The organism is Micrococcus terreus, from assembly GCF_900116905.1.
GTDB classification, from domain to species: Bacteria; Actinomycetota; Actinomycetes; order Actinomycetales; family Micrococcaceae; genus Citricoccus; species Citricoccus terreus.
Genome location: NZ_FPCG01000001.1, coordinates 140,938 through 165,806 on the forward strand (window position 1 = coordinate 140,938; position 24,869 = coordinate 165,806).

The 24,869-nt window shown below is 66.8% G+C and carries 36 protein-coding genes; 34 read left to right on the forward strand and 2 right to left on the reverse strand.

Features of this window, described 5'->3' with window-relative positions; genetic code table 11:
• Nucleotides 1–282: 282 nt before the first annotated feature.
• The 29 genes from rpsJ to rplQ all read left to right on the forward strand — a co-directional run bounded on the left by rpsJ (nt 283) and on the right by rplQ (nt 16,808).
• Nucleotides 283–591 carry a 30S ribosomal protein S10 gene (gene rpsJ / locus BM355_RS00640; protein ID WP_002857463.1) on the forward strand — a complete coding sequence of 103 codons (309 nt, stop codon included), beginning with the start codon at nt 283–285 and terminating at the stop codon, nt 589–591.
• 20 nt (nt 592–611) lie between these two features.
• Nucleotides 612–1,262, forward strand: a complete 651-nt coding sequence (gene rplC, locus BM355_RS00645; RefSeq protein WP_091692853.1) for a 50S ribosomal protein L3 — start codon at nt 612–614, stop codon at nt 1,260–1,262.
• Entirely contained in the window at nt 1,259–1,912 is a 654-nt protein-coding gene (gene rplD, locus BM355_RS00650) for a 50S ribosomal protein L4 (RefSeq protein WP_177227780.1), read from the forward strand. Before rplC ends, rplD begins: the two co-directional genes overlap by 4 nt.
• Nucleotides 1,909–2,214, forward strand: coding sequence for a 50S ribosomal protein L23 (gene rplW, locus BM355_RS00655; RefSeq protein ID WP_091692858.1), 306 nt, complete (start codon nt 1,909–1,911; stop codon nt 2,212–2,214). Before rplD ends, rplW begins: the two co-directional genes overlap by 4 nt.
• 35 nt (nt 2,215–2,249) lie before the next feature.
• Nucleotides 2,250–3,089: a 50S ribosomal protein L2 gene (rplB, locus tag BM355_RS00660; RefSeq protein ID WP_091692860.1), complete on the forward strand. Its 840-nt coding sequence runs from the start codon at nt 2,250–2,252 to the stop codon at nt 3,087–3,089.
• 12 nt (nt 3,090–3,101) lie between these two features.
• Nucleotides 3,102–3,383, forward strand: coding sequence for a 30S ribosomal protein S19 (rpsS, locus tag BM355_RS00665; protein ID WP_091692862.1), 282 nt, complete (start codon nt 3,102–3,104; stop codon nt 3,381–3,383).
• A gap of 41 nt (nt 3,384–3,424) precedes the next feature.
• Nucleotides 3,425–3,793, forward strand: coding sequence for a 50S ribosomal protein L22 (rplV, locus tag BM355_RS00670; RefSeq protein ID WP_091692864.1), 369 nt, complete (start codon nt 3,425–3,427; stop codon nt 3,791–3,793).
• Nucleotides 3,794–4,630, forward strand: coding sequence for a 30S ribosomal protein S3 (rpsC, locus tag BM355_RS00675; RefSeq protein ID WP_091692866.1), 837 nt, complete (start codon nt 3,794–3,796; stop codon nt 4,628–4,630).
• Entirely contained in the window at nt 4,630–5,046 is a 417-nt protein-coding gene (gene rplP / locus BM355_RS00680) for a 50S ribosomal protein L16 (RefSeq protein WP_091692868.1), read from the forward strand. Before rpsC ends, rplP begins: the two co-directional genes overlap by 1 nt.
• A gap of 2 nt (nt 5,047–5,048) precedes the next feature.
• Nucleotides 5,049–5,336 carry a 50S ribosomal protein L29 gene (gene rpmC / locus BM355_RS00685; RefSeq protein WP_091693779.1) on the forward strand — a complete coding sequence of 96 codons (288 nt, stop codon included), beginning with the start codon at nt 5,049–5,051 and terminating at the stop codon, nt 5,334–5,336.
• Complete coding sequence (rpsQ, locus tag BM355_RS00690) at nt 5,333–5,635, forward strand: 30S ribosomal protein S17 (RefSeq protein ID WP_091692870.1); 303 nt, start codon at nt 5,333–5,335, stop codon at nt 5,633–5,635. The genes rpmC and rpsQ overlap by 4 nt, the downstream gene beginning before the upstream one ends.
• A 381-nt stretch (nt 5,636–6,016) precedes the next feature.
• A complete protein-coding gene (gene rplN / locus BM355_RS00695; protein ID WP_091693783.1) occupies nt 6,017–6,385 on the forward strand; it encodes a 50S ribosomal protein L14 in 369 nt (122 codons plus the stop codon).
• A 4-nt stretch (nt 6,386–6,389) separates the two neighbouring features.
• A complete protein-coding gene (gene rplX / locus BM355_RS00700) occupies nt 6,390–6,731 on the forward strand; it encodes a 50S ribosomal protein L24 (protein ID WP_091692872.1) in 342 nt (113 codons plus the stop codon).
• Nucleotides 6,731–7,318 carry a 50S ribosomal protein L5 gene (gene rplE / locus BM355_RS00705; protein ID WP_091692874.1) on the forward strand — a complete coding sequence of 196 codons (588 nt, stop codon included), beginning with the start codon at nt 6,731–6,733 and terminating at the stop codon, nt 7,316–7,318. The genes rplX and rplE overlap by 1 nt, the downstream gene beginning before the upstream one ends.
• Nucleotides 7,319–7,399: 81 nt before the next feature.
• A complete protein-coding gene (gene rpsH / locus BM355_RS00710) occupies nt 7,400–7,798 on the forward strand; it encodes a 30S ribosomal protein S8 (RefSeq protein ID WP_091692876.1) in 399 nt (132 codons plus the stop codon).
• A 27-nt stretch (nt 7,799–7,825) separates the two neighbouring features.
• A complete protein-coding gene (rplF, locus tag BM355_RS00715; RefSeq protein ID WP_091692879.1) occupies nt 7,826–8,359 on the forward strand; it encodes a 50S ribosomal protein L6 in 534 nt (177 codons plus the stop codon).
• On the forward strand, nt 8,359–8,733 hold the full coding sequence (rplR, locus tag BM355_RS00720; protein WP_091692881.1) for a 50S ribosomal protein L18: 375 nt from the start codon (nt 8,359–8,361) through the stop codon (nt 8,731–8,733). Before rplF ends, rplR begins: the two co-directional genes overlap by 1 nt.
• Nucleotides 8,734–8,774: 41 nt before the next feature.
• On the forward strand, nt 8,775–9,506 hold the full coding sequence (gene rpsE / locus BM355_RS00725) for a 30S ribosomal protein S5 (RefSeq protein WP_425435582.1): 732 nt from the start codon (nt 8,775–8,777) through the stop codon (nt 9,504–9,506).
• Nucleotides 9,499–9,735 (forward strand): 50S ribosomal protein L30, encoded by a 237-nt coding sequence (gene rpmD / locus BM355_RS00730; RefSeq protein WP_091692886.1) that lies wholly within the window; start codon nt 9,499–9,501, stop codon nt 9,733–9,735. Before rpsE ends, rpmD begins: the two co-directional genes overlap by 8 nt.
• Nucleotides 9,728–10,219: a 50S ribosomal protein L15 gene (gene rplO / locus BM355_RS00735; protein ID WP_091692888.1), complete on the forward strand. Its 492-nt coding sequence runs from the start codon at nt 9,728–9,730 to the stop codon at nt 10,217–10,219. Before rpmD ends, rplO begins: the two co-directional genes overlap by 8 nt.
• A gap of 139 nt (nt 10,220–10,358) precedes the next feature.
• Nucleotides 10,359–11,666, forward strand: coding sequence for a preprotein translocase subunit SecY (gene secY / locus BM355_RS00740; RefSeq protein ID WP_091692891.1), 1,308 nt, complete (start codon nt 10,359–10,361; stop codon nt 11,664–11,666).
• Nucleotides 11,667–11,747: 81 nt separating this feature from the next.
• Nucleotides 11,748–12,368, forward strand: coding sequence for an adenylate kinase (locus BM355_RS00745; RefSeq protein WP_091692893.1), 621 nt, complete (start codon nt 11,748–11,750; stop codon nt 12,366–12,368).
• Between the two features lie 8 nt (nt 12,369–12,376).
• Nucleotides 12,377–13,222, forward strand: coding sequence for a type I methionyl aminopeptidase (map, locus tag BM355_RS00750; RefSeq protein ID WP_091692895.1), 846 nt, complete (start codon nt 12,377–12,379; stop codon nt 13,220–13,222).
• Between the two features lie 236 nt (nt 13,223–13,458).
• Nucleotides 13,459–13,683 (forward strand): translation initiation factor IF-1, encoded by a 225-nt coding sequence (gene infA, locus BM355_RS00755; protein ID WP_091692897.1) that lies wholly within the window; start codon nt 13,459–13,461, stop codon nt 13,681–13,683.
• Nucleotides 13,684–13,720: 37 nt separating this feature from the next.
• Nucleotides 13,721–13,834, forward strand: a complete 114-nt coding sequence (gene rpmJ / locus BM355_RS00760) for a 50S ribosomal protein L36 (protein ID WP_091692900.1) — start codon at nt 13,721–13,723, stop codon at nt 13,832–13,834.
• A gap of 279 nt (nt 13,835–14,113) precedes the next feature.
• Entirely contained in the window at nt 14,114–14,482 is a 369-nt protein-coding gene (gene rpsM / locus BM355_RS00765; protein WP_091692902.1) for a 30S ribosomal protein S13, read from the forward strand.
• Nucleotides 14,483–14,547: 65 nt separating this feature from the next.
• Complete coding sequence (rpsK, locus tag BM355_RS00770; protein ID WP_091692904.1) at nt 14,548–14,949, forward strand: 30S ribosomal protein S11; 402 nt, start codon at nt 14,548–14,550, stop codon at nt 14,947–14,949.
• A gap of 141 nt (nt 14,950–15,090) precedes the next feature.
• Nucleotides 15,091–16,086, forward strand: a complete 996-nt coding sequence (locus BM355_RS00775) for a DNA-directed RNA polymerase subunit alpha (RefSeq protein WP_091693787.1) — start codon at nt 15,091–15,093, stop codon at nt 16,084–16,086.
• 92 nt (nt 16,087–16,178) lie between these two features.
• The gene (gene rplQ / locus BM355_RS00780; RefSeq protein WP_091692906.1) at nt 16,179–16,808 is read left to right on the forward strand and encodes a 50S ribosomal protein L17; all 630 of its coding nucleotides are present in this window, start codon (nt 16,179–16,181) and stop codon (nt 16,806–16,808) included.
• 84 nt (nt 16,809–16,892) lie between these two features.
• Here the strand turns inward: rplQ and BM355_RS00785 are convergent, their stop codons facing one another.
• A complete protein-coding gene (locus tag BM355_RS00785; RefSeq protein WP_091692908.1) occupies nt 16,893–17,732 on the reverse strand; it encodes a CPBP family intramembrane glutamic endopeptidase in 840 nt (279 codons plus the stop codon).
• Nucleotides 17,733–17,802: 70 nt separating this feature from the next.
• Between BM355_RS00785 and truA the strand changes: the two genes are divergently transcribed.
• On the forward strand, nt 17,803–18,741 hold the full coding sequence (gene truA, locus BM355_RS00790; protein WP_091692911.1) for a tRNA pseudouridine(38-40) synthase TruA: 939 nt from the start codon (nt 17,803–17,805) through the stop codon (nt 18,739–18,741).
• 48 nt (nt 18,742–18,789) lie between these two features.
• Here the strand turns inward: truA and BM355_RS00795 are convergent, their stop codons facing one another.
• Nucleotides 18,790–19,959, reverse strand: coding sequence for an SGNH/GDSL hydrolase family protein (locus BM355_RS00795; RefSeq protein ID WP_091692913.1), 1,170 nt, complete (start codon nt 19,957–19,959; stop codon nt 18,790–18,792).
• Nucleotides 19,960–20,258: 299 nt separating this feature from the next.
• On the opposite strand from BM355_RS00795, the gene rplM reads away from it, so the two are divergent.
• The 4 genes from rplM to ppk2 all read left to right on the forward strand — a co-directional run bounded on the left by rplM (nt 20,259) and on the right by ppk2 (nt 24,670).
• Nucleotides 20,259–20,702 (forward strand): 50S ribosomal protein L13, encoded by a 444-nt coding sequence (rplM, locus tag BM355_RS00800; protein ID WP_091693791.1) that lies wholly within the window; start codon nt 20,259–20,261, stop codon nt 20,700–20,702.
• Between the two features lie 36 nt (nt 20,703–20,738).
• Nucleotides 20,739–21,236 carry a 30S ribosomal protein S9 gene (rpsI, locus tag BM355_RS00805; RefSeq protein ID WP_091692916.1) on the forward strand — a complete coding sequence of 166 codons (498 nt, stop codon included), beginning with the start codon at nt 20,739–20,741 and terminating at the stop codon, nt 21,234–21,236.
• Nucleotides 21,237–21,438: 202 nt separating this feature from the next.
• A complete protein-coding gene (locus BM355_RS00810) occupies nt 21,439–23,142 on the forward strand; it encodes an AMP-binding protein (protein WP_091692919.1) in 1,704 nt (567 codons plus the stop codon).
• A 589-nt stretch (nt 23,143–23,731) separates the two neighbouring features.
• The gene (ppk2, locus tag BM355_RS00815; protein ID WP_091693794.1) at nt 23,732–24,670 is read left to right on the forward strand and encodes a polyphosphate kinase 2; all 939 of its coding nucleotides are present in this window, start codon (nt 23,732–23,734) and stop codon (nt 24,668–24,670) included.
• Nucleotides 24,671–24,869 lie beyond the last annotated feature (199 nt).

The window sequence follows — 24,869 nt, forward strand, 5'->3', positions numbered from 1 at the left end:
TGGGCGTGCCGTGCGTCCACCGGAGTCGATGATCCATCGGCCGACTGGACCGGAGTCTCAGGACCAAATTCAACACCCTCCCCACCGTAGGACCGTGACCTTCACTGCGAAGCAGTGCGCGACACGCCCGACTGCGTGGGTCGAAGCCCCGGCAGGGCGAGGAACCCGGTTCCACCGGATTCGGCCTGCACGGGTGGATGAACAAGGCGCGACGCCGGCCCCGGCCGGGACTGCGCACACAGGGACAGGTACGGACAACAAGTACGAAAGAGGCATGACGCCATGGCGGGACAGAAAATCCGCATCCGGCTGAAGTCGTATGACCACGAGGTCATTGACGTTTCGGCCCGGAAGATCGTCGATACGGTCACGCGCGCAGGCGCAACGGTAGTGGGCCCCGTGCCGCTGCCGACGGAGAAGAACGTGTACTGCGTGATCCGCTCTCCCCACAAGTACAAGGACAGCCGCGAGCATTTCGAGATGCGCACCCACAAGCGGCTCATCGACATCATCGATCCGACGCCGAAGGCCGTCGATTCGCTCATGCGTCTCGATCTGCCCGCCGACGTCAACATCGAGATCAAGCTCTGAGAGGGAGGTGCTGAGAGACTATGACCATCACCCGTAATGTCAAGGGACTGCTGGGCACGAAGCTCGGCATGACCCAGGTGTGGGATGACGAGAACAAGCTCATCCCCGTCACCGTCGTGCAGGCCGACGCCAACGTCGTCACCCAGCTGCTGACCGAGGATGTGGACGGCTACACCGCCGTGCAGATCGCCTACGGCCAGATCGACCCCCGCAAGGTCACCAAGCCGCTCGCCGGCCACTTCGAGAAGGCCGGGGTCACCCCGCGTCGTCACGTGGTCGAGCTGCGCACCGCAGACGCCGCCGAGTACAGCCTCGGACAGGACCTGACCGTGGAGCTCTTCGAGGCCGGCCAGAAGGTCGACGTCGTGGGCAACACCAAGGGCAAGGGCTTCGCCGGTGCCATGAAGCGCCACGGCTTCGCCGGTGTGGGCGCGTCCCACGGCCAGCACAAGAACCACCGTAAGCCCGGCTCGGTCGGCGGTGCCTCCACCCCCGGTCGCGTCTTCAAGGGCCAGCGGATGCCCGGTCGGATGGGCAACGTCCGTCAGACCACCCAGAACCTGACCCTCCACGCCATCGACGTGGAGAAGAACCTGCTGCTGATCAAGGGCGCAGTGCCCGGCCCCAAGGGCCAGGTCGTGCTCGTCCGCACCGCAGTGAAGGGAGCATGAGCCAGATGGCAACCCCCTCGAACACCGCTGTGAAGACCGTCAAGGTCGACCTGCCCGCCGAGATCTTCGATGTCCAGGCCAACGTGCCGCTGATGCACCAGGTCGTGGTGGCCCAGCTGGCCGCCGCTCGCCAGGGCACCCACAAGGTCAAGCGTCGCGGAGAGGTCTCCGGCGCCGGCCGCAAGCCGTTCAAGCAGAAGGGCACCGGCCGCGCTCGTCAGGGCTCGATCCGCGCTCCTCAGATGACCGGCGGCGGCGTCGTCCACGGCCCCGAGCCGCGTGACTACTCCCAGCGCACCCCCAAGAAGATGAAGGCCGCCGCACTGCGCGGTGCCCTGTCTGACCGGGCTCGCCACGGCCGCGTGCACGTGATCGAGCAGCTGGTCTCCGGGACCCCGTCCACCAAGGCAGCCAAGGCCGTCTTCGCTGAGCTGGGTCAGGGCCGCAGGAACTTCCTGATGGTCATCGACCGCTCCGACGACGCCGCAGCGCTCAGCGCCCGCAACCTGCCGTCGGTGCACACCCTGTACGTCGACCAGCTGAACACGTACGACGTGCTGGTCAGTGAAGACGTGGTCTTCACCTCCGTGGCCTACGACGCCTTCGTGTCGGCCGCCACGAAGAAGGACCAGAAGGAGGATGCCCAGTGAGCGGCAGCATCAACAAGGATCCCCGTGACGTGGTCATCGCACCGGTCGTCTCGGAGAAGAGCTACGGACTGATCGACGAGGGCAAGTACACCTTCCTCGTGGACCCCCGCTCGAACAAGGCTGAGATCAAGCTGGCGGTGGAGCGCATCTTCTCCGTCAAGGTGGCCTCGGTCAACACCATCAACCGTGCCGGGAAGCGCAAGCGCACCCGCTTCGGCTGGGGGGCTCGCAAGAACACCAAGCGCGCCATCATCACGCTGAAGGATGGCACGATCGACATCTTCGGAGGTCCGCTCGCCTGAGGCGACGCGGAGACCACTTAATCGAGGAATAGGTAATGGCAATCCGTAAATACAAGCCGACCACCCCGGGCCTGCGTGGCTCGTCCGTGGCCGACTTCGCAGAAATCACCCGGTCCACCCCGGAGAAGTCGCTGCTGCGCCCGCTGTCCAAGACCGGCGGCCGCAACAACTCCGGCAAGATCACCACCCGTCACAAGGGTGGTGGACACAAGCGTCAGTACCGTCTGATCGACTTCCGTCGCCACGACAAGGATGGTGTGCCCGCCACGGTGGCGCACATCGAGTACGACCCCAACCGCACCGCCCGCATTGCGCTGCTCCACTACGTGGACGGCACCAAGCGCTACATCCTGGCTCCGGCCAAGCTGCAGCAGGGCGATGCCGTCGAGGCCGGCGCCAATGCTGACATCAAGCCCGGCAACAACCTGCCGCTGCGCAACATCCCCCTGGGCACCGTGATCCACGCTGTGGAGCTGCGTCCCGGCGGCGGTGCCAAGCTGGCACGCTCTGCTGGTGCCTCCGTCCAGCTGGTGGCCCGTGAGGGTCGCTACGCTCAGCTGCGTCTGCCCTCGGGCGAGATCCGCAACGTGGACGTGCGCTGCCGCGCCACCATCGGCGAGGTCGGCAACGCCGAGCAGTCGAACATCAACTGGGGCAAGGCCGGCCGCATGCGGTGGAAGGGCGTCCGCCCGACCGTCCGCGGTGTCGTGATGAACCCCGTCGACCACCCGCACGGCGGTGGTGAGGGCAAGACCTCCGGTGGTCGCCACCCGGTCAACCCCAACGGCAAGCCCGAGGGCCGCACCCGCCGCCCGAACAAGGAAAGCGACAAGCTCATCGTGCGCCGTCGCCGTACCGGCAAGAACAAGCGATAGGAGCCTGGAGACATGCCACGCAGCCTGAAGAAGGGCCCCTTCGTTGATCAGCACCTGTACCTGAAGGTCGTCGCTGAGAACGAAAAGGGCACCAAGAACGTCATCAAGACCTGGTCCCGCCGGTCCATGATCATCCCCGACATGCTGGGCCACACCATTGCGGTGCACGACGGTCGCAAGCACATCCCGGTGTTCGTCACCGAGTCGATGGTCGGGCACAAGCTGGGCGAGTTCGCCCCGACGCGGACCTACCGCGGCCATGTGAAGGACGACAAGAAGGGCAAGCGTCGCTGACCAGCGCGCTGCACTTCGACAGATTCGAAAGAAGGAAAGCAATGGAAGCCAAGGCAGTTGCGCGCCACCTGCGCGTCACGCCGATGAAGGCCCGGCGCGTCGTCGACCTGGTCCGTGGCAAGCAGACCGGTGAGGCACTGGCCATCCTGAAGTTCGCCCAGCAGGGCGCTTCGGAGCCGGTGTACAAGCTCGTCGCCTCCGCGGTGGCCAACGCACGGGTCAAGGCAGACCGTGAAGGGGTCGCCTTCAACGAGGACGCGCTGTTCATCAGCGAGGCCTACGTGGACGAGGGACCGACCATGAAGCGGTTCCAGCCGCGAGCCCAGGGCCGCGCGTTCCGCATCAACAAGCGCACCAGCCACGTCACCGTGGTCGTTGCAACCGAGGACAAGAAGGAGGCGAAGAAGTAAATGGGTCAGAAAGTCAACCCCCACGGATTCCGCCTCGGCATCACGACCGACCACGTCTCGCACTGGTTCGCCGACTCCAACAAGGAGGGCCAGCGGTACAAGGACTTCCTCAAGGAGGACGTCAAGATCCGCGAGCTGATGACCGACGGCATGGAGCGCGCAGGCATCTCCAAGGTCGAGATCGAGCGCACCCGTGACCGCGTCCGCGTGGACATCCACACCGCTCGTCCGGGCATCGTCATCGGTCGCCGTGGCGCCGAAGCCGATCGCATTCGCGGCGAGCTGGAGAAGCTCACCGGCAAGCAGATCCAGCTGAACATCCTCGAGGTCAAGAACCCCGAGGTCGACGCTCAGCTGGTCGCCCAGGGTGTCGCCGAGCAGCTCACCTCTCGTGTGGCCTTCCGCCGCGCGATGAAGAAGGCCATGCAGTCGGCCATGCGTGCAGGTGCCGAAGGCATCCGCATCCAGTGCGCCGGCCGTCTGGGCGGTGCCGAGATGTCCCGTTCGGAGTTCTACCGCGAGGGTCGCGTGCCGCTGCACACCCTGCGTGCGAACATCGACTTCGGCAAGTTCGAGGCCAAGACCACCTTCGGCCGCATCGGCGTGAAGGTCTGGATCTACAAGGGCGACCTGACCGCCAAGGAGCTTGCCGCCAAGGAGGCCGCTGCACCGTCCGGCCGTGGACGTGGTGGAGACCGCCGCGGTCCCGGCGGCGGCGAGCGTCGTCGTCGCAATGACCGTGCCGAGCGTGCTCCGCGCGAGCAGGGCGCCGGCGGTCAGCAGTCCGGTGCCGCCCAGGAGCAGCCTGCCGGCGCCCCTGAAGGAGGCAACGCCTGATGTTGATCCCACGTCGAGTCAAGTACCGCAAGCAGCACCACCCGAAGCGCTCCGGCAACGCCTCCGGCGGCACCGCAGTGACCTTCGGTGAGTGGGGCATCCAGGCGATGACCCCGGCCTATGTGACCAACCGTCAGATCGAGGCCGCTCGTATCGCCATGACCCGCTACATCAAGCGTGGCGGCAAGGTGTGGATCAACATCTACCCCGACCGTCCGCTGACGAAGAAGCCGGCCGAGACCCGCATGGGTTCCGGTAAGGGTTCTCCCGAGTGGTGGGTGGCCAATGTCAAGCCGGGACGCGTCATGTTCGAGCTGTCCGGTGTCTCCGAAGAGGTCGCCCGCGAGGCCCTGCGCCTGGCGATCCACAAGCTGCCGATGAAGGCACGTATCGTCCGCCGAGAGGGTGGTGAGTGATCATGGCCACCGGTTCCAAGGAACTGAACGTCGAGGCCCTGGACGGCTTTGACAACGTCCGCCTGGCCGAGGAGCTCAAGCGCTCCAAGGAGGAGCTGTTCAACCTCCGCTTCCAGTCGGCCACCGGTCAGCTGGACAACCATGGCCGGCTGAAGACCGTCAAGCGCGACATCGCCCGGATCTACACGATCCTGCGCGAGCGTGAGCTGGGCATCCGCGAGGATGTGGCTCCGGTCGAGGAGGCCCCCGCGGCCACCACCAAGAAGAAGAAGGCTGAGGAGGCGAAGTGACCGAGTCCGTGAACACCGAGGCCACCCAGGCTGAGCAGAAGAGCACCGAGCGCGGGTACCGCAAGTCGCTGCGCGGCATCGTCGTCTCCGACAAGATGGACAAGACCATCGTCGTCGAGGTCGAGGACCGCAAGAAGCACGCGCTGTACGGCAAGGTGCTGCGCACCACCAAGCGGATCAAGGCCCACGACGAGGAGAACACCGCCGGCATCGGCGACCGTGTTCGCATCGCCGAGACCCGTCCGCTGTCCGCCACCAAGAACTGGCGCCTGGTGGAGATCGTCGAGAAGGCGAAGTGATCCCCTCTCTCGGGATCCACCGACCGGTTCGCTGAGTCCGGTTCTCGAGAGCACCACGTAGGCCCCGGCCGCTGATCCTCTGGATTGGCGGACCGGGGCCTTCGTGCGTTAGACTGAATGGTCTGTGCGCCCTTGTTGGCGGGACTATCCACCCCGCGGGCCAAGGGTTTCGCGCAGACTCCCGACCAGCAGCCTCGGCCTTGCCCTGCGGACTGTCGATCTGGAAGCGCCGTCACCCGTCTGAATGGGGGAGTCGGAAGGCACCAGAGCGACAGGATCGCCACCAGGGGCAGGGGTAAGCAGCCCGGGATGACCACATATCCGTTCCGCAAGGCTCGCCCGGCTACGGGGGAGAACCAGCGCGACGATGAGGAGTATCGAGTGATTCAGCAGGAGTCGCGGCTGAAGGTCGCCGACAACACCGGTGCCAAGGAGATCCTGGCCATCCGTGTTCTCGGCGGTTCAGGACGCCGCTACGCAGGCATCGGCGACGTGATCGTCGCCACCGTCAAGGACGCCATCCCCGGCGGCAACGTCAAGAAGGGCGATGTCGTCAAGGCCGTCATCGTGCGCACCCGCAAGGAGCGCCGTCGTCCGGATGGTTCCTACATCAAGTTCGACGAGAACGCAGCCGTCATCCTCAAGACTGACGGCGAACCGCGCGGCACCCGCATCTTCGGCCCCGTGGGCCGTGAGCTGCGCGACAAGCGCTTCATGAAGATCGTGTCGCTGGCACCGGAGGTGATCTGACCACATGGCAAAGATCAAGAAGGACGATCTCGTCCAGGTCATCGCCGGCAAGGACAAGGGCAAGCAGGGCAAGGTCCTGCGCGTGTTCCCGTCCGCTGACCGCGTGCTCGTGGAAGGCGTGAACCGCGTCTCCAAGCACCTGCGTGCCGGCCAGAACAACAACGGCTCCACCGAGGGTGGCATCCAGGTCGTCGAGGCTCCGGTGCACATCTCCAACGTGGCCGTCGTCGACCCCGAGACCAAGAAGCCGACCCGTGTGGGCTACCGCTTCGAGACCGTGGAGAAGAACGGCGAGAGCAAGACCGTCAAGGTCCGCTTCGCCAAGGCCTCCGGAAAGGAGCTGTGATGACTGAGGTGCAGACCGAGCAGACCGCAGCCCCCAAGGTCACCCCGCGCCTGAAGACGAAGTACCGCGAGGAGATCCGCGCCTCCCTCCAGGAGGAGTTCACCTACGGCAACGTCATGCAGGTCCCCGGCCTGGTCAAGGTCGTGGTGAACATGGGTGTGGGCGAGGCCGCCAAGGACTCGAAGATCATCGACGGCGCCATCGCCGACCTGACCCTGATCACCGGCCAGAAGCCGCAGGTGACCAAGGCCCGCAAGTCGATCGCCCAGTTCAAGCTCCGTGAGGGCATGCCCATCGGTGCGCACACCACCCTGCGTGGTGACCGCATGTGGGAGTTCCTGGATCGTCTGGTCACGCTGGCGCTTCCGCGCATCCGTGACTTCCGCGGCCTGAGCCCGAAGCAGTTCGACGGCAACGGCAACTACACCTTCGGCCTGTCCGAGCAGTCGGTCTTCCACGAGATCGACCAGGACAAGATCGACCGTGTGCGCGGCATGGACATCACTGTGGTGACCACCGCCAAGAACGACGACGAAGGCCGGGCTCTGCTCAAGGCCCTCGGCTTCCCGTTCAAGACTGACCAGTAACTCCTCTACGCTGCAGGTCCCTCTCCCGCCGGCTCCGGCAGGGGATCGGGAAACCGCATCGAGAAAGGGCCAGGAGCCCACATGACCATGACCGATCCCGTCGCAGACATGCTGACCCGTCTGCGCAACGCCAACTCGGCCTACCACGACACCGTGGAGATGCCCTCTTCGAAGCTGAAGACGCGCGTGGCCGACATCCTCAAGTCCGAGGGCTACATCGCTGACTGGAAGGAGGAGGACGCTGAGGTGGGCAAGAAGCTCGTCATCGAGCTGAAGTTCGGCCCCCAGCGTGAGCGCGCCATCGCCGGTCTGCGCCGCATCTCCAAGCCGGGTCTGCGCGTGTACGCCAAGTCCACCAACCTGCCGCACGTGCTGGGCGGACTGGGCATTGCGATCCTGTCCACCTCCTCCGGTCTGCTGACCGACCGGCAGGCCGCCAAGAAGGGTGTGGGTGGGGAAGTCCTCGCCTACGTCTGGTAACGGCGACTCGGAAGAAAGGTAGAAAACATGTCACGTATTGGACGTCTTCCGATCACCGTGCCCGCTGGCGTCGATGTCACCATCGACGGCGCAACCGTCTCCGTCAAGGGCCCCAAGGGCCAGCTGACCCACGAGGTGGCGCAGCCCATCGCCGTGGCTCTCGAGGACGGCACGCTCACCGTGTCCCGTCCTGATGACGAGCGTGAGTCCCGGTCTCTGCACGGCCTGACCCGCACCCTGATCAGCAACATGATCCTGGGGGTGACCGACGGCTACGAGAAGCAGCTGGAGGTCGTGGGCACCGGCTACCGTGTGCAGGCCAAGGGCCAGGACCTGGAGTTCGCTCTGGGTTACTCCCATCCCGTTCCGGTGAAGTGCCCCGAGGGCATCACCTTCAAGGTCGAGGGCAACAAGGTCACCGTCTCCGGAATCGACAAGCAGCAGGTCGGAGAGATCGCTGCGAACATCCGCAAGCTGCGTCGTCCTGACCCGTACAAGGGCAAGGGCGTTCGCTACGCCGGCGAGCAGATCCGCCGCAAGGCCGGAAAGGCAGGTAAGTGATGTCCACGCTGAAAGTGAAGGGCAAGGGCAAGTTCGCTGCCCGCACCCGCCGGCACCTGCGTGTGCGCAAGCGCATCAACGGGTCTGCTGTCCGTCCCCGTCTGGTGGTCAACCGCTCTGCACGGCACATGTTCGTGCAGCTGGTGGACGACACCCGCGGTGTGACGCTGGCATCGGCCTCCACCATGGAGGCGGATGTGCGCGCACTCGAGGGTGACAAGACCGCCAAGGCCACCAAGGTCGGCGAGCTGATCGCTGAGCGTGCCAAGGCAGCCGGCATCGAGGCCGTGGTCTTCGACCGCGGCGGCAACAAGTACCACGGTCGCGTGGCCGCCGTCGCCGACGGCGCCCGGGAAGGTGGGCTGAAGCTGTGAGCGAGACCCCGAACAACGAGAAGAGCACTGTGACGGATTCTGTGACTGAGACCGCACCGAAGGCTGAGACCGCCGCGTCCGAGACCTCTGCCGGTTCGGCCAGCCAGACCACCGATCGTGGTGGCCGTGGTGGCCGCGACGACCGCGGTGGCCGTGGTGGCCGCGACGATCGTGGTGGACGTGGCCGCGATGACCGCGGCCGTGGTGGACGTGACGAGGACAAGGACAAGTTCCTCGAGCGCGTCGTCGCCATCAACCGTGTGTCCAAGGTCGTCAAGGGCGGGCGCCGGTTCTCCTTCACCGCACTGGTGGTCGTCGGAGACGGCGACGGCATGGTTGGTGTCGGCTACGGCAAGGCCAAGGAGGTCCCCGCCGCGATCTCCAAGGGCGTGGAGGAGGCCAAGAAGTCTCTGTTCCGCGTGCCGCGCGTCGGCTCGACCATCCCGCACCTGGTGCAGGGCGAGGACGCTGCTGGCGTCGTGCTCCTGCGTCCTGCTGCACCGGGTACCGGCGTGATCGCCGGTGGTCCGGTCCGCGCCGTGCTGGACTGCGCCGGCATCCACGATGTGCTGTCCAAGTCCATGGGCTCCGTGAACGCGATCAACATCGTGCGCGGCACCATCGACGCCCTGAAGCGCCTCGAGGAGCCGGCCGCTGTGGCCGCCCGTCGTGGCAAGTCCCTCGACGAGGTCGCCCCCCATGCGATGCTTCGCACCATGGAGGAAGACCGCGCCAAGAAGAGTGCAGAGAAGGCAGGTGTGTCGAATGGCTGAGATCGCTCGTCAGACCACCCGTAAGAACGTCGCCGTCTCGGACGCCACCCTGGAGATCACCCAGGTCAAGTCCCTGGTCGGCGCCAAGAAGAACCACCGGGACACCGTGCGTTCGCTGGGCCTGAAGCGGATCGGTCACACCGTGACCCGCCAGGCCGACAACGTGACGGTGGGCATGGTCAACACCGTGCCTCACCTGGTCAAGGTTGAGGAGATCACCAATGGCTGACAAGGCTGACAAGGCACAGGCCGCAGATCAGGCCGAGGGCGTCTCGGCGCTCCGCGTCCACGATCTGCGTCCGGCCCCGGGGTCCAAGACCGCCAAGACCCGTGTGGGTCGTGGCCACGGATCCAAGGGCAAGACCGCAGGCCGCGGCACCAAGGGCACCAAGGCCCGTTACCAGGTGCGTGCAGGCTTCGAAGGCGGCCAGCTGCCGCTGCAGATGCGTCTGCCGAAGCTGCGCGGCTTCAAGAACCCGTTCCGCGTGGAGTACCAGGTCGTGAACCTGGACAAGCTGAACGAGACCTTCACCCAGGGCGGCGACGTCACCGTCGACGACCTGGTGGCCCGCGGACTGGTCCGCAAGAACCAGCCGGTCAAGGTCCTGGGCACCGGTGAGATCACCGTCGCCCTGAACGTGAAGGCCAACGCCTTCTCGGCCTCGGCTCAGGAGAAGATCTCGGCAGCCGGCGGCTCCACCGAGACTGTCTGATCCACAGTGACATCGGCCCCCGTGCCGCAGTCCGTTCGCGGACCTGCGGCACGGGGGCCGATTCGCTTCCGGTAGACTCACCCAGTGGCCCGCGGCCGTGACCCGGGACACCCCTTCATCCATCCCTCCAGGAGGACGTTTGTTCAGCGCGATAGCCCGTGTCTTCCGGACACCCGATCTGCAGCGCAAGATCTGGTTCACCCTCGGCATTGTGGCCATCTACCGACTGGGAGCATTCGTCCCCGCTCCAGGTGTGGACTACGGCAATGTGCAGATGTGTCTGGCCCAGGGCAACACCAGCGGCGGACTCTATTCGTTCGTGAACATGTTCTCGGGCGGGGCCATGCTCCAGGTCTCGGTCTTCGCCTTGGGCATCATGCCGTACATCACGGCCTCGATCATCGTGCAGCTGCTGCGGGTGGTCATCCCGCACTTCGAGGCGCTGCACCGTGAAGGCGCTCAGGGCCAGGCCAAGATGACCCAGTACACGCGCTACCTGACCATCGCGTTGGGCGTGCTCAACGCCACCACCCTGGTCTCCCTGGCTCGGACCGGCGCCCTGCTGAACTGCAACCTGCCGATCGTCCCGAACGACTCCCTGTGGACCATCCTGCTGATGATCATCACCCTCACCGCAGGCACTGGCCTGATCATGTGGCTGGGCGAGCAGATCACCGAGCGGGGCGTGGGCAACGGCATGTCGCTGTTGATCTTCGTCTCCATCGCCGCCGGGTTCCCCGCCGGCATGGCCCAGATCTTCACGACCCAGGGGTGGCGCACCGCCTTCATCGTCCTGCTGGTCGGCATCCTGACGATCGCCCTCGTGGTGTTCGTGGAGGAGTCGCAACGGCGTGTGCCGGTGCAGTACGCCAAGCGTCAGATCGGGCGGCGCACGGTCGGCGGCACCACGACCTACATCCCCATCAAGGTCAACATGGCCGGCGTCATCCCGGTCATCTTCGCCTCCTCGATCCTCATGCTTCCGGGCATCCTGATCCAGTTCAACACTCCTCAGGACGGCACGCCACCGCCGGACTGGGTCGTCTTCCTCTCGCAGTACTTCGGCGACGGAGCGCATCCCGTCTACATGGCCGCGTACTTCCTGATGACCATCTTCTTCACCTACTTCTACGTCACGATCACCTTCAACCCAGAGGAGATCAGCGACAACATGAAGAAGTACGGCGGCTTCATCCCCGGCGTCCGCGCAGGCCGGCCGACCGAGCAGTACCTGCAGTATGTGATCAGCCGCATCACCTTCGTGGGCGCGCTCTACCTGGGCATGCTGGCCATGATCCCACTGGTGGCCTTCGTGCTGATCAACGCCAACCAGAACTTCCCGTTCGGCGGCACCTCGATCCTGATCATGGTGGGCGTGGCCCTGCAGACCCTCAAGCAGATCAACGCCCAGATGGAGCAACGCAACTATGAGGGGCTTCTGCGCTAGTCCAGGTAGCCTCAGCAACAGACCTCGTCCCACCCCGTGGCACCGGCAGGATCGCGCCGGATCCGAGAGTAAGGAGCAACTATGACCCGCATGCTGATGATGGGCCCTCCCGGGTCCGGCAAGGGCACCCAGGCCTCCCGTATCGCCGACAAGCTGGGCATCGTGGCCATCTCGACCGGCGACATCTTCCGGTACAACGTCAAGGAGATGACACCCCTGGGCCGTGAGGCCAAGCAGTACATGGACAACGGTGACTTCGTTCCCGACGACGTCACCAACAGGATGGTGGCCGACCGCCTCTCCCAGCCCGACGCCGAGGGCGGCTTCCTGCTGGACGGCTATCCGCGCACCGCAGGGCAGGTCGAGGCGCTGGACCAGATGCTCAAGGACGCCGGCCAGGAGCTCTCCGTGGTCGTGGAGCTGACGGTTCCGGACGAGGAGCTGGTCACTCGTCTGCTCAAGCGTGCTGAGACCGAGGGACGCGCGGACGACACCCAGGACGTCATCCAGCACCGCCTGGACCTGTACCACGAGCAGACCGCAGCCGTCATCGAGTCCTACGCCCCGCGCGGCATCGTGGCCAGCGTGGACGGCACCGGCCAGATCGACGACGTCACCGAGCGACTGCTCCAGGCCGTCTACGGTGTGCGTGAGCGCACCGGCAGCCTGAAGGTCGTGAACCCGGACGCCCCTCAGGCCTGATCGACCCCATGGCATTCTCCCGGCAGCAGCTCGAGTTCAAGACCGTGCCCCAGATGCAGCTCATGCACCAGGCCGGGCTGATCCTGAGCCGAGCCCTCGACGCCGCTGTGGAGGCTGCAGTCCCCGGGGTGACCACCGCTGACGTCGACGCGGTGTTCGCCCAGGTGCTCCAGGAGGCCGGTGCCACGCCGAACTTCCTCGGGTACTACGGCTACCCGGCCACCATCTGCGCATCGGTGAACGAGGAGGTCGTGCACGGCATCCCCGGTGACCGGGTCCTGCAGGTGGGAGACGTGCTGAAGATCGACGGTGGCTGCATCGTCGAGGGCTGGCACTCCGACTCCGCGCGCACCGTGATCCTGGGATCCTCGGCGGAGGGCACGGCTGATCCCGAGGACGAGCGTCTCAGCGAGATCACCCGCCAGGCCCTGTGGCATGGCATCGCAGCCTTCGCCACCGCCAAGCACGTCGGGGAGATCGGCGATGCCATCGACGACTTCGTCTCCTCCCAGCCGGGAGCCCCGCTGGGAATCCTGCAGGACTACGTCGGCCACGGCATCGGCTCGGCCATGCACCTGCCGCCGGACGTGCTGAACTACCGCACCGGCCACCGCGGGCCCAAGGTGCGCTCCGGGCTCTGCCTGGCCATCGAGCCGATGCTGGTGCGTGGCGGACTGGCGACCGAGGTCCTGGACGATGAGTGGACCGTGGTCACCCGTGATGGAGCCCGGGCCAGCCAGTGGGAGCACTCCGTGGCTCGCCATGACGGCGGGATCTGGGTGCTGACGGCCCCTGACGGCGGTGTCGCAGAGCTGGCTCCGCTCGGGATCGTCCCCGTCCCGCTCGGTTCCTGACCCGTCGCCGACGCCGCTCCTCCGCGGCGTGATCGGGCGATTTCTCTTTGCGGGGCGAAAAGAGTAGCATGGAGTGCTGGTTGTCTCTACCGGCGCGCCCACGGGTGCCCGAGTCCGACATCCAGGCAACATCCCGCCTCGTCTGCGGAACCCATCTCGACCAGGTCTCGGTGCCTTCTGGTGCCACATGTCTGGCCGGATCGGAGCCGTGGTGAGGCCCAACGTTAGCGGAGGATATGGCTAAGAAGGAAGGTGTCATCGAGGTCGAGGGCACGGTGACCGAAGCATTGCCGAACGCGATGTTCCGGGTCCGCCTGTCGAGCAACGACCATGTCGTTCTCGCCACGATCTCGGGGAAGATGCGTCAGCACTACATCCGAATCCTCCCGGAGGATCGGGTCGTCGTGGAGCTGAGCCCCTACGACCTCAACCGGGGCCGGATCGTCTACCGCTACAAGTAAACCCACCCACTCACCCAGCAGCGCTAGAGGAGGAACCATGAAGGTTCAGCCGAGCGTGAAGCGGATCTGCGACAAGTGCAAGGTGATTCGGCGTAACGGCCGGGTCATGGTGATCTGCGACAACCCACGCCACAAGCAGCGCCAGGGCTGACACCCGTTCCAACGGGTCAGCACACGCGCTCCAGCACCACCACCGGTCCGACCTGGACCACCAGCAGCACAGCCGACGGGGCAACCCCTGACGCAACCCCCGGGCCGCAGAGGCCGGGGACCCGAACCGCGATCACGGACAGCGGATGACCTCCGGAACTTCCCCGGAGCCGCACCGACCGGATCGCAGGACCGGACCGTCCACACGGACTGACCGGACCAGGGGAGGGGACGTGCTGATGCAGACCTCTGCTGCAGAAGGAACAAGGAGGACGGCCATATGGCACGTCTGGCAGGCGTTGACATCCCGCGCGAGAAGCGCGTGATCATCGCGCTCACGTACATCTTCGGCGTGGGCAAGACCCGTGCAGAGCAGACCATCGCGGCGACCGGGGTCAATCCGGACACCCGCGTGAAGGACCTCTCTGACGCTGAGCTCGTGCAGCTGCGCGACTACATCGAGGGCAACTTCAAGGTCGAGGGCGACCTGCGGCGCGAGGTCGCCGCAGACATCCGCCGCAAGGTGGAGATCGGCAGCTACGAGGGCCTGCGGCACCGCCGTGGACTCCCCGTCCGCGGCCAGCGCACCAAGACCAACGCCCGTACCCGCAAGGGCCCGAAGAAGACGGTTGCCGGCAAGAAGAAGTGATTCTTCTTCCCCGCATCACACCGACTTCAGTCCCGCACAGCATCAGCTTTTCGTAGGAGAATCACATGCCCCCCAAGACTCGCGCTGCGGTACGCAAGCCGCGCCGCAAGGACAAGAAGAACATCACCGTGGGCCAGGCCCACATCAAGAGCACCTTCAACAACACCATCGTGTCCATCACGGACACCACCGGTGCCGTCATCTCCTGGGCCTCGTCCGGTGAGGTGGGCTTCAAGGGCTCCCGCAAGTCCACTCCGTATGCCGCACAGATGGCCGCCGAGCAGGCAGCCAAGCGCGCACAGGAGCACGGACTGCGCAAGGTCGACGTGTTCGTGAAGGGTCCCGGCTCCGGCCGCGAGACCGCGATCCGCTCGCTGCAGGCCGCCGGCCTCGAGGTGGGGTCCATCCAGGACGTCACCCCCTCGGCCCACAACGGCTGCCGTCCGGCCAAGCGCCGCCGCGTCTGACCCAGTGCCCAGCGCACGTCCCCCAGCACCCCGCTGAGGGGACGTGCGCAGCGGTGCCTCTGCGCCGCACCACCTGTCCCATGATTCGTTTCCACCCATCGTGTGCGTCATATGGCGGACGCTCGCCGAAAGGAAATGTCAGTGCTCATTGCCCAGCGCCCCACGCTGACTGAAGAGACCGTTGCCGAGAACCGCTCCCGGTTCATTATCGAACCGCTGGAGCCCGGCTTCGGCTACACCCTTGGAAACTCCCTCCGCCGGACCCTGCTGTCCTCGATCCCGGGCGCTGCTGTCACCAGCATCCGCGTGGACGGCGTGCTGCATGAGTTCAGCACCGTTACAGGTGTCAAGGAGGACGTCACCGAGGTCATCCTGAACATCAAGAAGCTCTCCGTCTCCTCCGAGCACGACGAGCCCGTGGTCGCCTACCTGCGCAAGCAGGGCCCCGGCACCGTGACCGCGGCCGACATCACCGCTCCGGCAGGTGTCGAGATCCACAACCCGGACCTGCACATCGCCACCCTGAACGGCAAGGGCAAGTTCGACATGGAGCTGACGGTGGAGCGCGGCCGTGGCTACGTCACCGCAGCCCAGAACAAGACTCCGGAGGCTGAGATCGGTCGCATCCCGGTCGACTCCATCTACTCCCCGGTCCTGAAGGTCACCTTCAAGGTCGAGGCGACCCGCGTGGAGCAGCGCACGGACTTCGACCGTCTGATCCTGGACGTGGAGACCAAGGAGTCCATGGCTCCCCGTGACGCCGTCGCCTCCGCTGGCAGCACCCTGGTGGAGCTGTTCGGCCTGGCTCGCGAGCTGAACGTGGATGCCGAGGGCATCGAGGTGGGGCAGCCGACCGGCTCGCCGAACGTCGACGTCAACTTCAACCAGCCGATCGAGGACCTGGAGCTGACGGTCCGGTCCTACAACTGCCTCAAGCGTGAGGGCATCCACACCGTGGGTGAGCTGGTGGCCCGGTCTGAGGCCGACCTGATGGACATCCGCAACTTCGGTGCCAAGTCCATCGACGAGGTCAAGGACAAGCTGGCTGAGATGGACCTGTCCCTGAAGGACTCCCCGGTCGGGTACGACCCGTCGATGCACTCCCAGGAGTCCGACGAGGAGTACACCGAGTACTGAGCATGACCCGGACTGCGGTCCGGACCATGCCGACCACCAACGTTCGCCCTGCCGGCGCCGCCTGAGCAGGGAACATCTGAGGAGAAACACCAATGCCTACCCCCACCAAGGGACCGCGCCTGGGCGGCGGCCCTGCCCACGAGCGCATCATGCTGGCGAACCTGTCCGCCAACCTGTTCGAGCACAAGTCGATCACCACGACCGTGACCAAGGCCAAGCGCCTGCGTCCGTTCGCTGAGCGCCTGATCACCCACGCCAAGAAGGGCGATCTGGCCTCGCGCCGCAAGGTGCAGGGCATCATCAGCGCCAAGAACCGCACCAACAAGTCGATCGTGCACGAGCTGTTCACCGTGATCGCCCCGGCCATGGCCAACCGCGAGGGCGGCTACACCCGCATCACCAAGATCGGCAACCGTCAGGGCGACAACGCGCCCATGGCCGTGATCGAGCTCGTGATGGAGCCCGTGTCTCCGAAGCAGGCTGTGGTCAAGGAGGCCGAGAAGGCCACCGAGACCGCCGCTCCCGCAGCTCCGGCTGAGCAGACCCAGGAGACCGCTGAGACTCCCGTGACCGAGACCCCGGCCACCGAGGCCGAGACCCCGGCCACCGAGGCCGAGACCCCGGAGCAGGCCGCTGAGGCTCAGGCCGCGGAGGACACCGCTGCCGAGGCCGCTGACGCCCAGGCTCCGAACGTGGAGACCACGGAGAACCAGAACAAGTGATCTGACCCGGCCCTGACCGTCCGGTCATCGCCCTCAGGCCCGCTCCCTGCCCTGCGCAGGTGGCGGGCCTGAGTCGTCTGCGGCTCAGATCAGACCGGACGCGAGCAGGAAGATCGCCACGCCGTGGGTGACGGTGGCACCGAGCACGCCGTGCCGCAGAGCGATCACGGCACACACCAGCCCTTCCCAGAGGGTGAACAGCACGATCGGCCATCCCAGCCCGGTCACGGTGAATGCCAGGAACAGATGGGCGCAGCCGAAGGCCAGGGAGGAGACGAGCACCGCCCGCCACCGGGCACCACGTCCGGAGAGCTCGTCCTCCACCTGACTCTGCAGGAACCCGCGGAAGAGCACCTCCTCCACCAGGTTCCCGCACAGGGCGAACAGCAGCAGCACCGGCAGCAGGGACAACGCCACCGTCCCGCCGCGGTCGGACACCGGGATTCCGGCGCCGGTCAGTCCGCGCAGTGCGTCGTTGACCGGGGAGAACCATTCACCCATCGGTCCATAGAGCACCACGAGAGGCGCCACCACGACGACGGCCCCGACCAGTCCCAGCACCACGGAGACGAACCAGTTCGCTCCGGTCCACATCACCGACCGGATGCGGTCGCGGCAGGCCAGCAGCACCCCCCCGGCCAGCGCGAGCGAGGCGAGGGCCATCACCAGCAGCGCCACCGGGTCATCGGTGAACCGCAGCCACAGCACCGGCAGCTCGGCCAGCACGCCGGGGCCACCGGAGCGCTGTTCCGTCCCGAACTCCCAGAGTCCGTGCCGGGTCATGCTGTCGCGGGCGAGGATGAAGCCCAGGATCAACGTCATGATGCGCAGGCCGTGCGACCGGCGCGGGAGCAGCATGACCAGGACGGCCACGAGCAGGAGAGCTGGTGTCACGGCGGTGAGGTACTGCATACACGGGGCCATCCGTCCATTCTGCCGTCGCCTGGCGGCAGGGCCGGGGAGGCCGTGCCCCCGGACTGCCTAGGATGGAGCCATGCCAGAGCACCATCCCCACGCCGGGCCTGTCCCGGGACTCGGCGGGACCGTCCGGGCTGGACAGGAGGAGCCGGCACTGATCCGGGTCCGTCTGGATCTGGCCTATGACGGCACCGACTTCCATGGGTGGGCGGCGCAGCCGGGCCTCCGCACCGTCCAGGGCGTGCTGGAGGAGGCGCTCGAGAGGATCATCAGACGTCCGGTCCGCACCGTGGTGGCCGGCCGGACCGATGCCGGTGTGCATGCCCGCGGACAGGTGGTGCACCTGGACCTGACGCAGCGGGAGTGGATCGGGCTGGCCCGTGGCCGCGAGGACCTGGATCCGGCCTCCTCGCTGGTGCGGCGTCTGGGCGGCGTGTTGGGCCGTGACGGGCGCGACGTGATGGTCCACGGGGCCCAGCTGGCCCCGGACGGATTCGACGCCCGGTTCTCCGCCCTGTGGCGCTCCTACAGCTATGCCATCAGCGACAGCACCCTCACGCGTGATCCGCTGAACCGTCGCTCGACTAACTGGCACGGGGCGCCCCTGGACGTGGAGCTGATGGACGCCGAAGCCCGCAGCGTGCTGGGCCTGCACGACTTCCTGTCCTACTGCAAGCCGCGGGAAGGTGCCACCACGATCCGCGAGCTGCAGCAGTTCAGCATCCATCGGGACGAGCGCGGTCTGATCGTCGCCCGTCTGCGTGCAGATGCGTTCTGCCACAACATGGTGCGTGCCCTGGTCGCTTCGGCCCTGCAGGTGGGGGAGGGGCGTCAGAAGCCCGGCTGGATGGCCCACCGGCTGTCCGCACAGGTCCGCGACTCCCAGACGCGACTGGCTCCGCCCCATGCCCTGGTGCTGGAGCAGGTGGAGTATCCCGACGACGGCCGGTCACCGGGGGCCTTGGCGGCCCGGGCCGCAGGGACCCGGGCCAGACGGAGCAGCACGGAGCACTGACCGGCGGCTGGCATCACGACCCGCCGTGGCGGCCGGCCCAGCCGCAGATCACCGCGTGGACTGCTGGGCCTCCCAGGCGGCCTCGAGTGCCTGAAGCTCCTGCAGGCCGGCCAGCACACGTTCGGTGTGGGGGCTGCGCAGCTGGGCCACGGCCCGGTGGACGGCAGAGGGATTGACGCCCTCAGCGGCAGCCCGCCGCAGGTTCTTCGTGGAGTCCAGGTGCATGGCCAGCACCTGGTCGGCCTGAGCACGCAGGGCTGCATCCGTGACACCGGTGCCGTCAGCGGCAGTGGATGTGTCCAGGTCCATGGACTGGTGGCCCGGAGACGCGGACGTCGGCCCGGCCGAGGTCTTCGTCATCCCGGCCAGGGTCGCGAGCGAGGACACCGGGCTGACGCCGAGTCCTGCTGTCACCGCGCCGGCGTATCCCTGGTTGCCCGCCCGGTTGGGGTGGTAGGACTCCTCGACCGGCATGGACAGGCCGTTGATCCACTCGGACGAGTCGCACCAGGCGTGGCCGGTGAACGTGGAGCGGACGTCCACGAAGCGGTGTCCGGCAGCGGAAGCGCGGTGGCTGACCAGGCTGTTGAGTTCGTGCGTGCTGGCATTGAGCTGGCGCATCTCCTCGGCGGAGAAGAAGGTGGCCAGGCTGCAGTCGGTCCCGTTGAACAGCAGCGGGTACCCGGCCACCGCCACGGTCGCCTGCGGTGCGCGTGTCCGGATCCCGCCGTAGACCGAGTCCAGGCGAGCCGCCAGTTCGCTGCGCAGGACGGTCTGTGCGGTGGAGAGCTTGCCGAAGCAGTCGCCCATCCACCCGGGCAGCGCGCAGGCGGTGATCACGGAGGCGAAGCCCACGTCGTTGCCGCCGATCGTCACGCTCACGTAGTCCGTCTCCGCGGTCACGGCACCGATCTGCCGGCTCAGCAGGTCAGCGGTGGTGGCTCCGGAGCAGGCCTGATAGTCCAGCGAGAGTCCAGCAGCGTCGGCGACCAGCCTCGGGTAGCCGTAGGGGGAGCGGTAGCAGTCTCCGGTGGAGGCACGGGTTCCGGTGCCGGAGGAATAGGAGTCTCCCAGTGCGACGTAGGAGCTGGCCGACGCCGTGGACGTCGTCGACGCAACCGGGACCGGTGCGGTGTCGACTCCGGACGCGGAGGCGGCGGTCAGGGTCAGGGCGGTGAGGGTGGCGGCCACGGAGGACGCGGCGGAAGTGAGGCGCATCACACCATTCCACCTCAGGGAGGGGCTGTGGGGGAAGATCCTCTTTTGCCCCGTCGCCTCCGGGTCGGGTAGCATGGTGAGTCGTTGTGCGTGTCCTTTCCCGGATTCGTCGCGCCCGCGGGTGGCCTGTTGCATGGTCGCTAGGCCCGGGGTGCCACTGGGAATCTCACGGACCCGGTCTCCTCACCAGTCCTCACCTGGTGTGCCGGCAGCGCACCGAAGACCTCAGCGGCTCTCCACTGGACTCACGACCCGGTTGGCAGTGCGCTGTAACCGAACCGAACATGAAGGCAGACAACGTGCGTACGTACTCTCCGAAGCCCGGCGACGCCGACCGCCAGTGGCATGTCATCGACGCCACCGACGTGGTGCTGGGGCGTCTTGCCAGCCAGACTGCGACCCTGCTGCGCGGCAAGCACAAGCCGACGTTCGCCCCCCACATGGACATGGGCGACTTCGTCATCATCATCAACGCCGAGAAGGTGGCCCTGACCGGCGCCAAGCTCGAGAAGAAGAAGGCCTACCGCCACTCCGGCTTCCCGGGTGGACTGAAGTCCGTCTCCTACGCAGAGCTGCTGGAGAAGAACCCGGTCCGCGCCGTGGAGAAGGCCATCAAGGGCATGCTCCCGAAGAACAAGCTGGCTGATCAGCAGATGGCCAAGCTGAAGGTCTACGCCGGTGCTGAGCACCCGCACTCGGCCCAGAAGCCGCAGACCTTCGAGATCACTCAGGTTGCCCAGTAACGGGTCAGCCCCACCAGAAACCTTTCAAGGAGAACCATGACTCTCAATGAGACTGAGTCCCCGGAGGATGTGGAGCTGACCAGCTACACCTCCGAGTCCACCGACGCCCCGGCGTCCGCTCCCGCCGCTGAGCGCCCGGCCCTCACCGTGGCCGGTGCCGCCGTGGGCCGCCGCAAGGAGGCCATCGCCCGCGTCCGCGTGATCCCCGGTTCGGGCAACTGGACCATCAACGGCCGCACCCTGGAGAACTACTTCCCCAACAAGCTGCACCAGCAGGAGGTGAACGATCCGTTCAAGCTCCTCGAGCTCGAGGGCGCCTACGACGTGATCGCGCGCATCTCCGGCGGTGGCCCCTCCGGCCAGTCCGGCGCCCTGCGCCTGGGCATCGCCCGCGCCCTGAACGAGATCGACCGGGACAACAACCGTCCGGCGCTCAAGAAGGCCGGCTTCCTGACCCGCGACGCCCGCATCATCGAGCGCAAGAAGGCCGGTCTGAAGAAGGCCCGCAAGGCCCCTCAGTACTCGAAGCGCTGATCCTTCCCGACGACGGACGCTCACCGGGCGCTTCCTCGTCACCTGCAGCGCCCCGCGCGCTGCCTCCACGGAACCCCGCGGCCGCTCCTGCACAGGAGTGGGCCGCGGGGTTCCGTGCTGTGTCCATCTGGTGAGACGGCCCTGGTGACCTGCGTCACATCCTCTACTCTGGTTAAGAGTTGTTAACTGGGGGAGGAATGGGATGGACGCGAGCAGCACGGTTGATCAGCACGGGGTGCCGGGGGATGCGGGGAGACTGTCCCTGTCCCACGATGCAGGGTCAGTGGAGGTGCCCCTGCTCCAGACCACGATCGGGGAGAGCCTGCGCCGCACGGCGGACCGGTTCCCGGACCGGGATGCGCTGGTGGACGTGGCGGCCGGGCGCCGCTGGACCTATGCGCAGTTCCGGGCAGACGTGCGCCGACTCGCCACGGGCCTGCACCGGGCTGGCATCCGCACCGGTGACCGCGTGGGCATCTGGAGCCCGAACCGGTGGGAGTGGTCGCTCACGCAGTATGCCACCGCCGAGCTCGGGGCGGTCCTGGTCACCATCAACCCCTCGTATCGCCAGCATGAACTGGAGTTCGTGCTGCGTCAGTCCGGCATCACGGCGGTGATCGCCTCGCCGGCCGTGAAGAACCTGGACTATCCGGCCATGCTGGACCGGGCCGAGGCCTCGTGGGGCCCGCTGGCGCTGAAGGTGATCATGGGCACCCCGGCGTGGGACGTCGTCGGGAAGGTGGAACCGGATGAGGCGCTGCTGGATCGGATCGCGGCAGGCCTCTCCCCGGAGGACCCCATCAACATCCAGTACACCTCCGGCACCACCGGGTTCCCCAAGGGAGCCACCCTGAGCCACCGCAACATGCTGAACAACGGGTTCTTCGTGGGCGAGGTGTGCCGGTACACGGAGCAGGACCGGATCTGCGTGCCGGTGCCGTTCTACCACTGCTTCGGCATGGTGATGGGGAACCTGGCGGCCACCACGCACGGTGCGGCCGTGGTGATCCCGGCGCCCAGCTTCGATCCGCGTGCCACGCTGGAGGCGGCCCAGCAGGAGCGGTGCACCAGCCTGTACGGGGTGCCCACCATGTTCATCGCCCTGCTCGCTCGGGAGGATCTGGCCACCTTCGACCTCGCCACGCTGCGGACCGGGATCATGGCCGGTTCGCCGTGTCCGGAGAAGATCATGCGGAAGGTGATCACCACGCTGAACATGGAGGAGGTGACCATCTGCTACGGCATGACCGAGACCTCACCGGTGTCCCTGCAGACCCGCCCGGACGACTCGCTGGAGCGCCGGGTGAGCACCGTGGGTCGGGCGGCGGCGCACGCCGAGGTGAAGATCGTGGACCCGGCCACCGGTCAGACCGTTCCGGTGGGCGCGGACGGGGAGCTGTGCACGCGCGGCTACCTGGTGATGACCGGCTACTGGGATCAGCCGGAGAAGACCGCCGAGGCGATCGACGCCCAGGGGTGGATGCACACCGGAGACCTGGGGCGGATGGATGCCGAGGGCTATGTGCAGGTCACCGGGCGGATCAAGGACATGGTCATCCGTGGGGGAGAGAACATCTACCCGCGCGAGATCGAGGAGTTCCTCTACACGCATCCGGACATCGCCGACGCCCAGGTGATCGGAGTCCCGGACGAGAGGTACCGCGAGGAGCTGATGGCCTGCGTGCGGATGCGTGGGGGAGCTGAGCCGCTGACGGCCGTGGGACTGCGGGACTTCTGCGCAGGGCGGCTGGCCCGCTACAAGATCCCCCGGTATGTGCGCGTGGTGGAGGAGTTCCCCACCACCGTCACCGGCAAGGTGCGCAAGGTCGAGATGCGCGCGGAGGCGGTGGACCTGCTGGCGGTGCCCGGCGCGGTGGACGACCTGCGGGCCGCTGTGGAGGGCTAGGGCAGGGCAGCCGGGCTCGGCGCACGCTCTCACCCCCTTCTCGGGACAGCTCGGTGACCTGTCCGGGCGAAGAGTGTCTCGAGAAGGGGGTGGCCGCGATTCAGACGAACTCCGGGGGCCACTGGATGGTGTTCCGCAGATGGGTGTCCATCCAGATCTGGAGGCTGCCTGCTAGGCGGGCCAGAGTGGGGGCGGCATAGTGCCCGGCATCCGGCGCGCCGGATCCTACGCTCCGGTAGAATTCAAGTCCGGGGCACCGTGGCCTCGGAGCAGGTCAGATCGCGTTCGAGACCTCCGCAGAGGTCGGCGGCCGAACCTGCGCCGCACCATCATGAGGAGCTTGCCGATGGCAGCCACCAAGGACTCCAGCTCGAAGAGCAGCGCCGCGTCGAACGCGTTCAGGAACGGGCAGGGCACCGCCAAGTCCGCGACGAAGACCGCCGCGAAGCCTGCTGCGAAGACCCCCGCCAAGTCCACCGCGAAGGCCGCCACCAAGAGCGCCCCGAAGACCGAGGCCGCAACCGCCCCCGTCTCCTCGGTCGCCGCCTCGGATCTGACTCCGGAGGAGGTCCTGGAGGGCCTGCACCAGATGGACATCCGCCCGGACGACGAGCCGTTCGCCGTGGCCGATGACTACGCAGACGAGGTGGACGAGATCGCGGAGCTGCAGCGCAAGCTGGCCGGCTCCAAGAAGCTCGCCTCCCCGGACCCGGAGGCCTGGAAGGAGGGCTACCCGTATGAGGCCAAGATCTCCCGCCGGATCTACGAGCGCCGCAAGCGCGAGCTGCAGATCGAGCTGCTAAAGATGCAGCTGTGGGTCAAGGAGACGGGCCAGAAGGTGCTGATCATCTTCGAGGGCCGTGACGCCGCCGGCAAGGGCGGTGCCATCAAGCGCTTCAACGAACATCTCAATCCCCGCGGCGCCCGCACCGTCGCCCTGGAGAAGCCCACCGACGCCGAGGCCTCGCAGTGGTACTTCCAGCGCTACATCCAGCACCTGCCCTCCGGCGGGGAGATCGTGATGATGGACCGCTCCTGGTACAACCGGGCCGGTGTGGAGCGGGTGATGGGCTACTGCTCGCCGCAGCAGTACCTGGAGTTCATGCGGGAGACCCCGGAGCTGGAGCGCATGCTGGTGAACTCGGGCATCCACCTGATCAAGTTCTGGTTCTCCGTCTCCCAGCGCGAGCAGCTCAACCGCTTCGCCACGCGGGAGACCGACCCGGTGCGTCGCTGGAAGCTCTCGCCCACGGACCTGGCCTCGTTGGACAAGTGGGACGACTACACCACCGCCAAGGAGGCGATGTTCTTCTACACGGACACCGCCGACGCCCCGTGGACCGTGGTGAAGTCCAATGACAAGAAGCGCGCCCGGCTGGAGGCCATGCGCCACGTGCTGCACACCCTGCCATACCCGGGCAAGGACACCCGGATCGTGCACCAGCCAGATCCGCTGGTCTGTGGCCCGGCCACCGAGCTCTCGGAGTTCGGAGAGCACGACGGCGGCGCCTTCCCCCGGGTGCGCTAGTCGCCTCGGTCGGTGCTGGGGGAGGGCAGACACTACACGACGGGCGGGCCCGCGGCGCAGGTCAGCGTCACGGGAAGACACGTGGGGGTCTAAATGGACCTGAGGGTCTGCACCGCCCCTGGCATTTTGGTACTGTCATGTCGTCGATCGAGCGTCGGGGCGCGCGATCGGACCGTCTCAGGGGGGCTCTTGAAGCCCG

Coding starts and splice junctions, on each gene's coding strand:
- rpsJ (WP_002857463.1), top strand. CDS start 283: ATGGCGGGACAGAAAATCCGCATCCGGCTGAAGTCGTATGACCACGAG.
- rplC (WP_091692853.1), top strand. CDS start 612: ATGACCATCACCCGTAATGTCAAGGGACTGCTGGGCACGAAGCTCGGC.
- rplD (WP_177227780.1), top strand. CDS start 1,259: ATGAGCCAGATGGCAACCCCCTCGAACACCGCTGTGAAGACCGTCAAG.
- rplB (WP_091692860.1), top strand. CDS start 2,250: ATGGCAATCCGTAAATACAAGCCGACCACCCCGGGCCTGCGTGGCTCG.
- rpsS (WP_091692862.1), top strand. CDS start 3,102: ATGCCACGCAGCCTGAAGAAGGGCCCCTTCGTTGATCAGCACCTGTAC.
- rplV (WP_091692864.1), top strand. CDS start 3,425: ATGGAAGCCAAGGCAGTTGCGCGCCACCTGCGCGTCACGCCGATGAAG.
- rpsC (WP_091692866.1), top strand. CDS start 3,794: ATGGGTCAGAAAGTCAACCCCCACGGATTCCGCCTCGGCATCACGACC.
- rplP (WP_091692868.1), top strand. CDS start 4,630: ATGTTGATCCCACGTCGAGTCAAGTACCGCAAGCAGCACCACCCGAAG.
- rpmC (WP_091693779.1), top strand. CDS start 5,049: ATGGCCACCGGTTCCAAGGAACTGAACGTCGAGGCCCTGGACGGCTTT.
- rplX (WP_091692872.1), top strand. CDS start 6,390: ATGGCAAAGATCAAGAAGGACGATCTCGTCCAGGTCATCGCCGGCAAG.
- rplE (WP_091692874.1), top strand. CDS start 6,731: ATGACTGAGGTGCAGACCGAGCAGACCGCAGCCCCCAAGGTCACCCCG.
- rpsH (WP_091692876.1), top strand. CDS start 7,400: ATGACCATGACCGATCCCGTCGCAGACATGCTGACCCGTCTGCGCAAC.
- rplF (WP_091692879.1), top strand. CDS start 7,826: ATGTCACGTATTGGACGTCTTCCGATCACCGTGCCCGCTGGCGTCGAT.
- rplR (WP_091692881.1), top strand. CDS start 8,359: ATGTCCACGCTGAAAGTGAAGGGCAAGGGCAAGTTCGCTGCCCGCACC.
- rpmD (WP_091692886.1), top strand. CDS start 9,499: ATGGCTGAGATCGCTCGTCAGACCACCCGTAAGAACGTCGCCGTCTCG.
- rplO (WP_091692888.1), top strand. CDS start 9,728: ATGGCTGACAAGGCTGACAAGGCACAGGCCGCAGATCAGGCCGAGGGC.
- BM355_RS00745 (WP_091692893.1), top strand. CDS start 11,748: ATGACCCGCATGCTGATGATGGGCCCTCCCGGGTCCGGCAAGGGCACC.
- map (WP_091692895.1), top strand. CDS start 12,377: ATGGCATTCTCCCGGCAGCAGCTCGAGTTCAAGACCGTGCCCCAGATG.
- infA (WP_091692897.1), top strand. CDS start 13,459: ATGGCTAAGAAGGAAGGTGTCATCGAGGTCGAGGGCACGGTGACCGAA.
- rpmJ (WP_091692900.1), top strand. CDS start 13,721: ATGAAGGTTCAGCCGAGCGTGAAGCGGATCTGCGACAAGTGCAAGGTG.
- rpsM (WP_091692902.1), top strand. CDS start 14,114: ATGGCACGTCTGGCAGGCGTTGACATCCCGCGCGAGAAGCGCGTGATC.
- rpsK (WP_091692904.1), top strand. CDS start 14,548: ATGCCCCCCAAGACTCGCGCTGCGGTACGCAAGCCGCGCCGCAAGGAC.
- rplQ (WP_091692906.1), top strand. CDS start 16,179: ATGCCTACCCCCACCAAGGGACCGCGCCTGGGCGGCGGCCCTGCCCAC.
- BM355_RS00785 (WP_091692908.1), bottom strand. CDS start 17,732: ATGGCCCCGTGTATGCAGTACCTCACCGCCGTGACACCAGCTCTCCTG.
- truA (WP_091692911.1), top strand. CDS start 17,803: ATGCCAGAGCACCATCCCCACGCCGGGCCTGTCCCGGGACTCGGCGGG.
- BM355_RS00795 (WP_091692913.1), bottom strand. CDS start 19,959: ATGCGCCTCACTTCCGCCGCGTCCTCCGTGGCCGCCACCCTCACCGCC.
- rpsI (WP_091692916.1), top strand. CDS start 20,739: ATGACTCTCAATGAGACTGAGTCCCCGGAGGATGTGGAGCTGACCAGC.
- BM355_RS00810 (WP_091692919.1), top strand. CDS start 21,439: ATGGACGCGAGCAGCACGGTTGATCAGCACGGGGTGCCGGGGGATGCG.
- ppk2 (WP_091693794.1), top strand. CDS start 23,732: ATGGACATCCGCCCGGACGACGAGCCGTTCGCCGTGGCCGATGACTAC.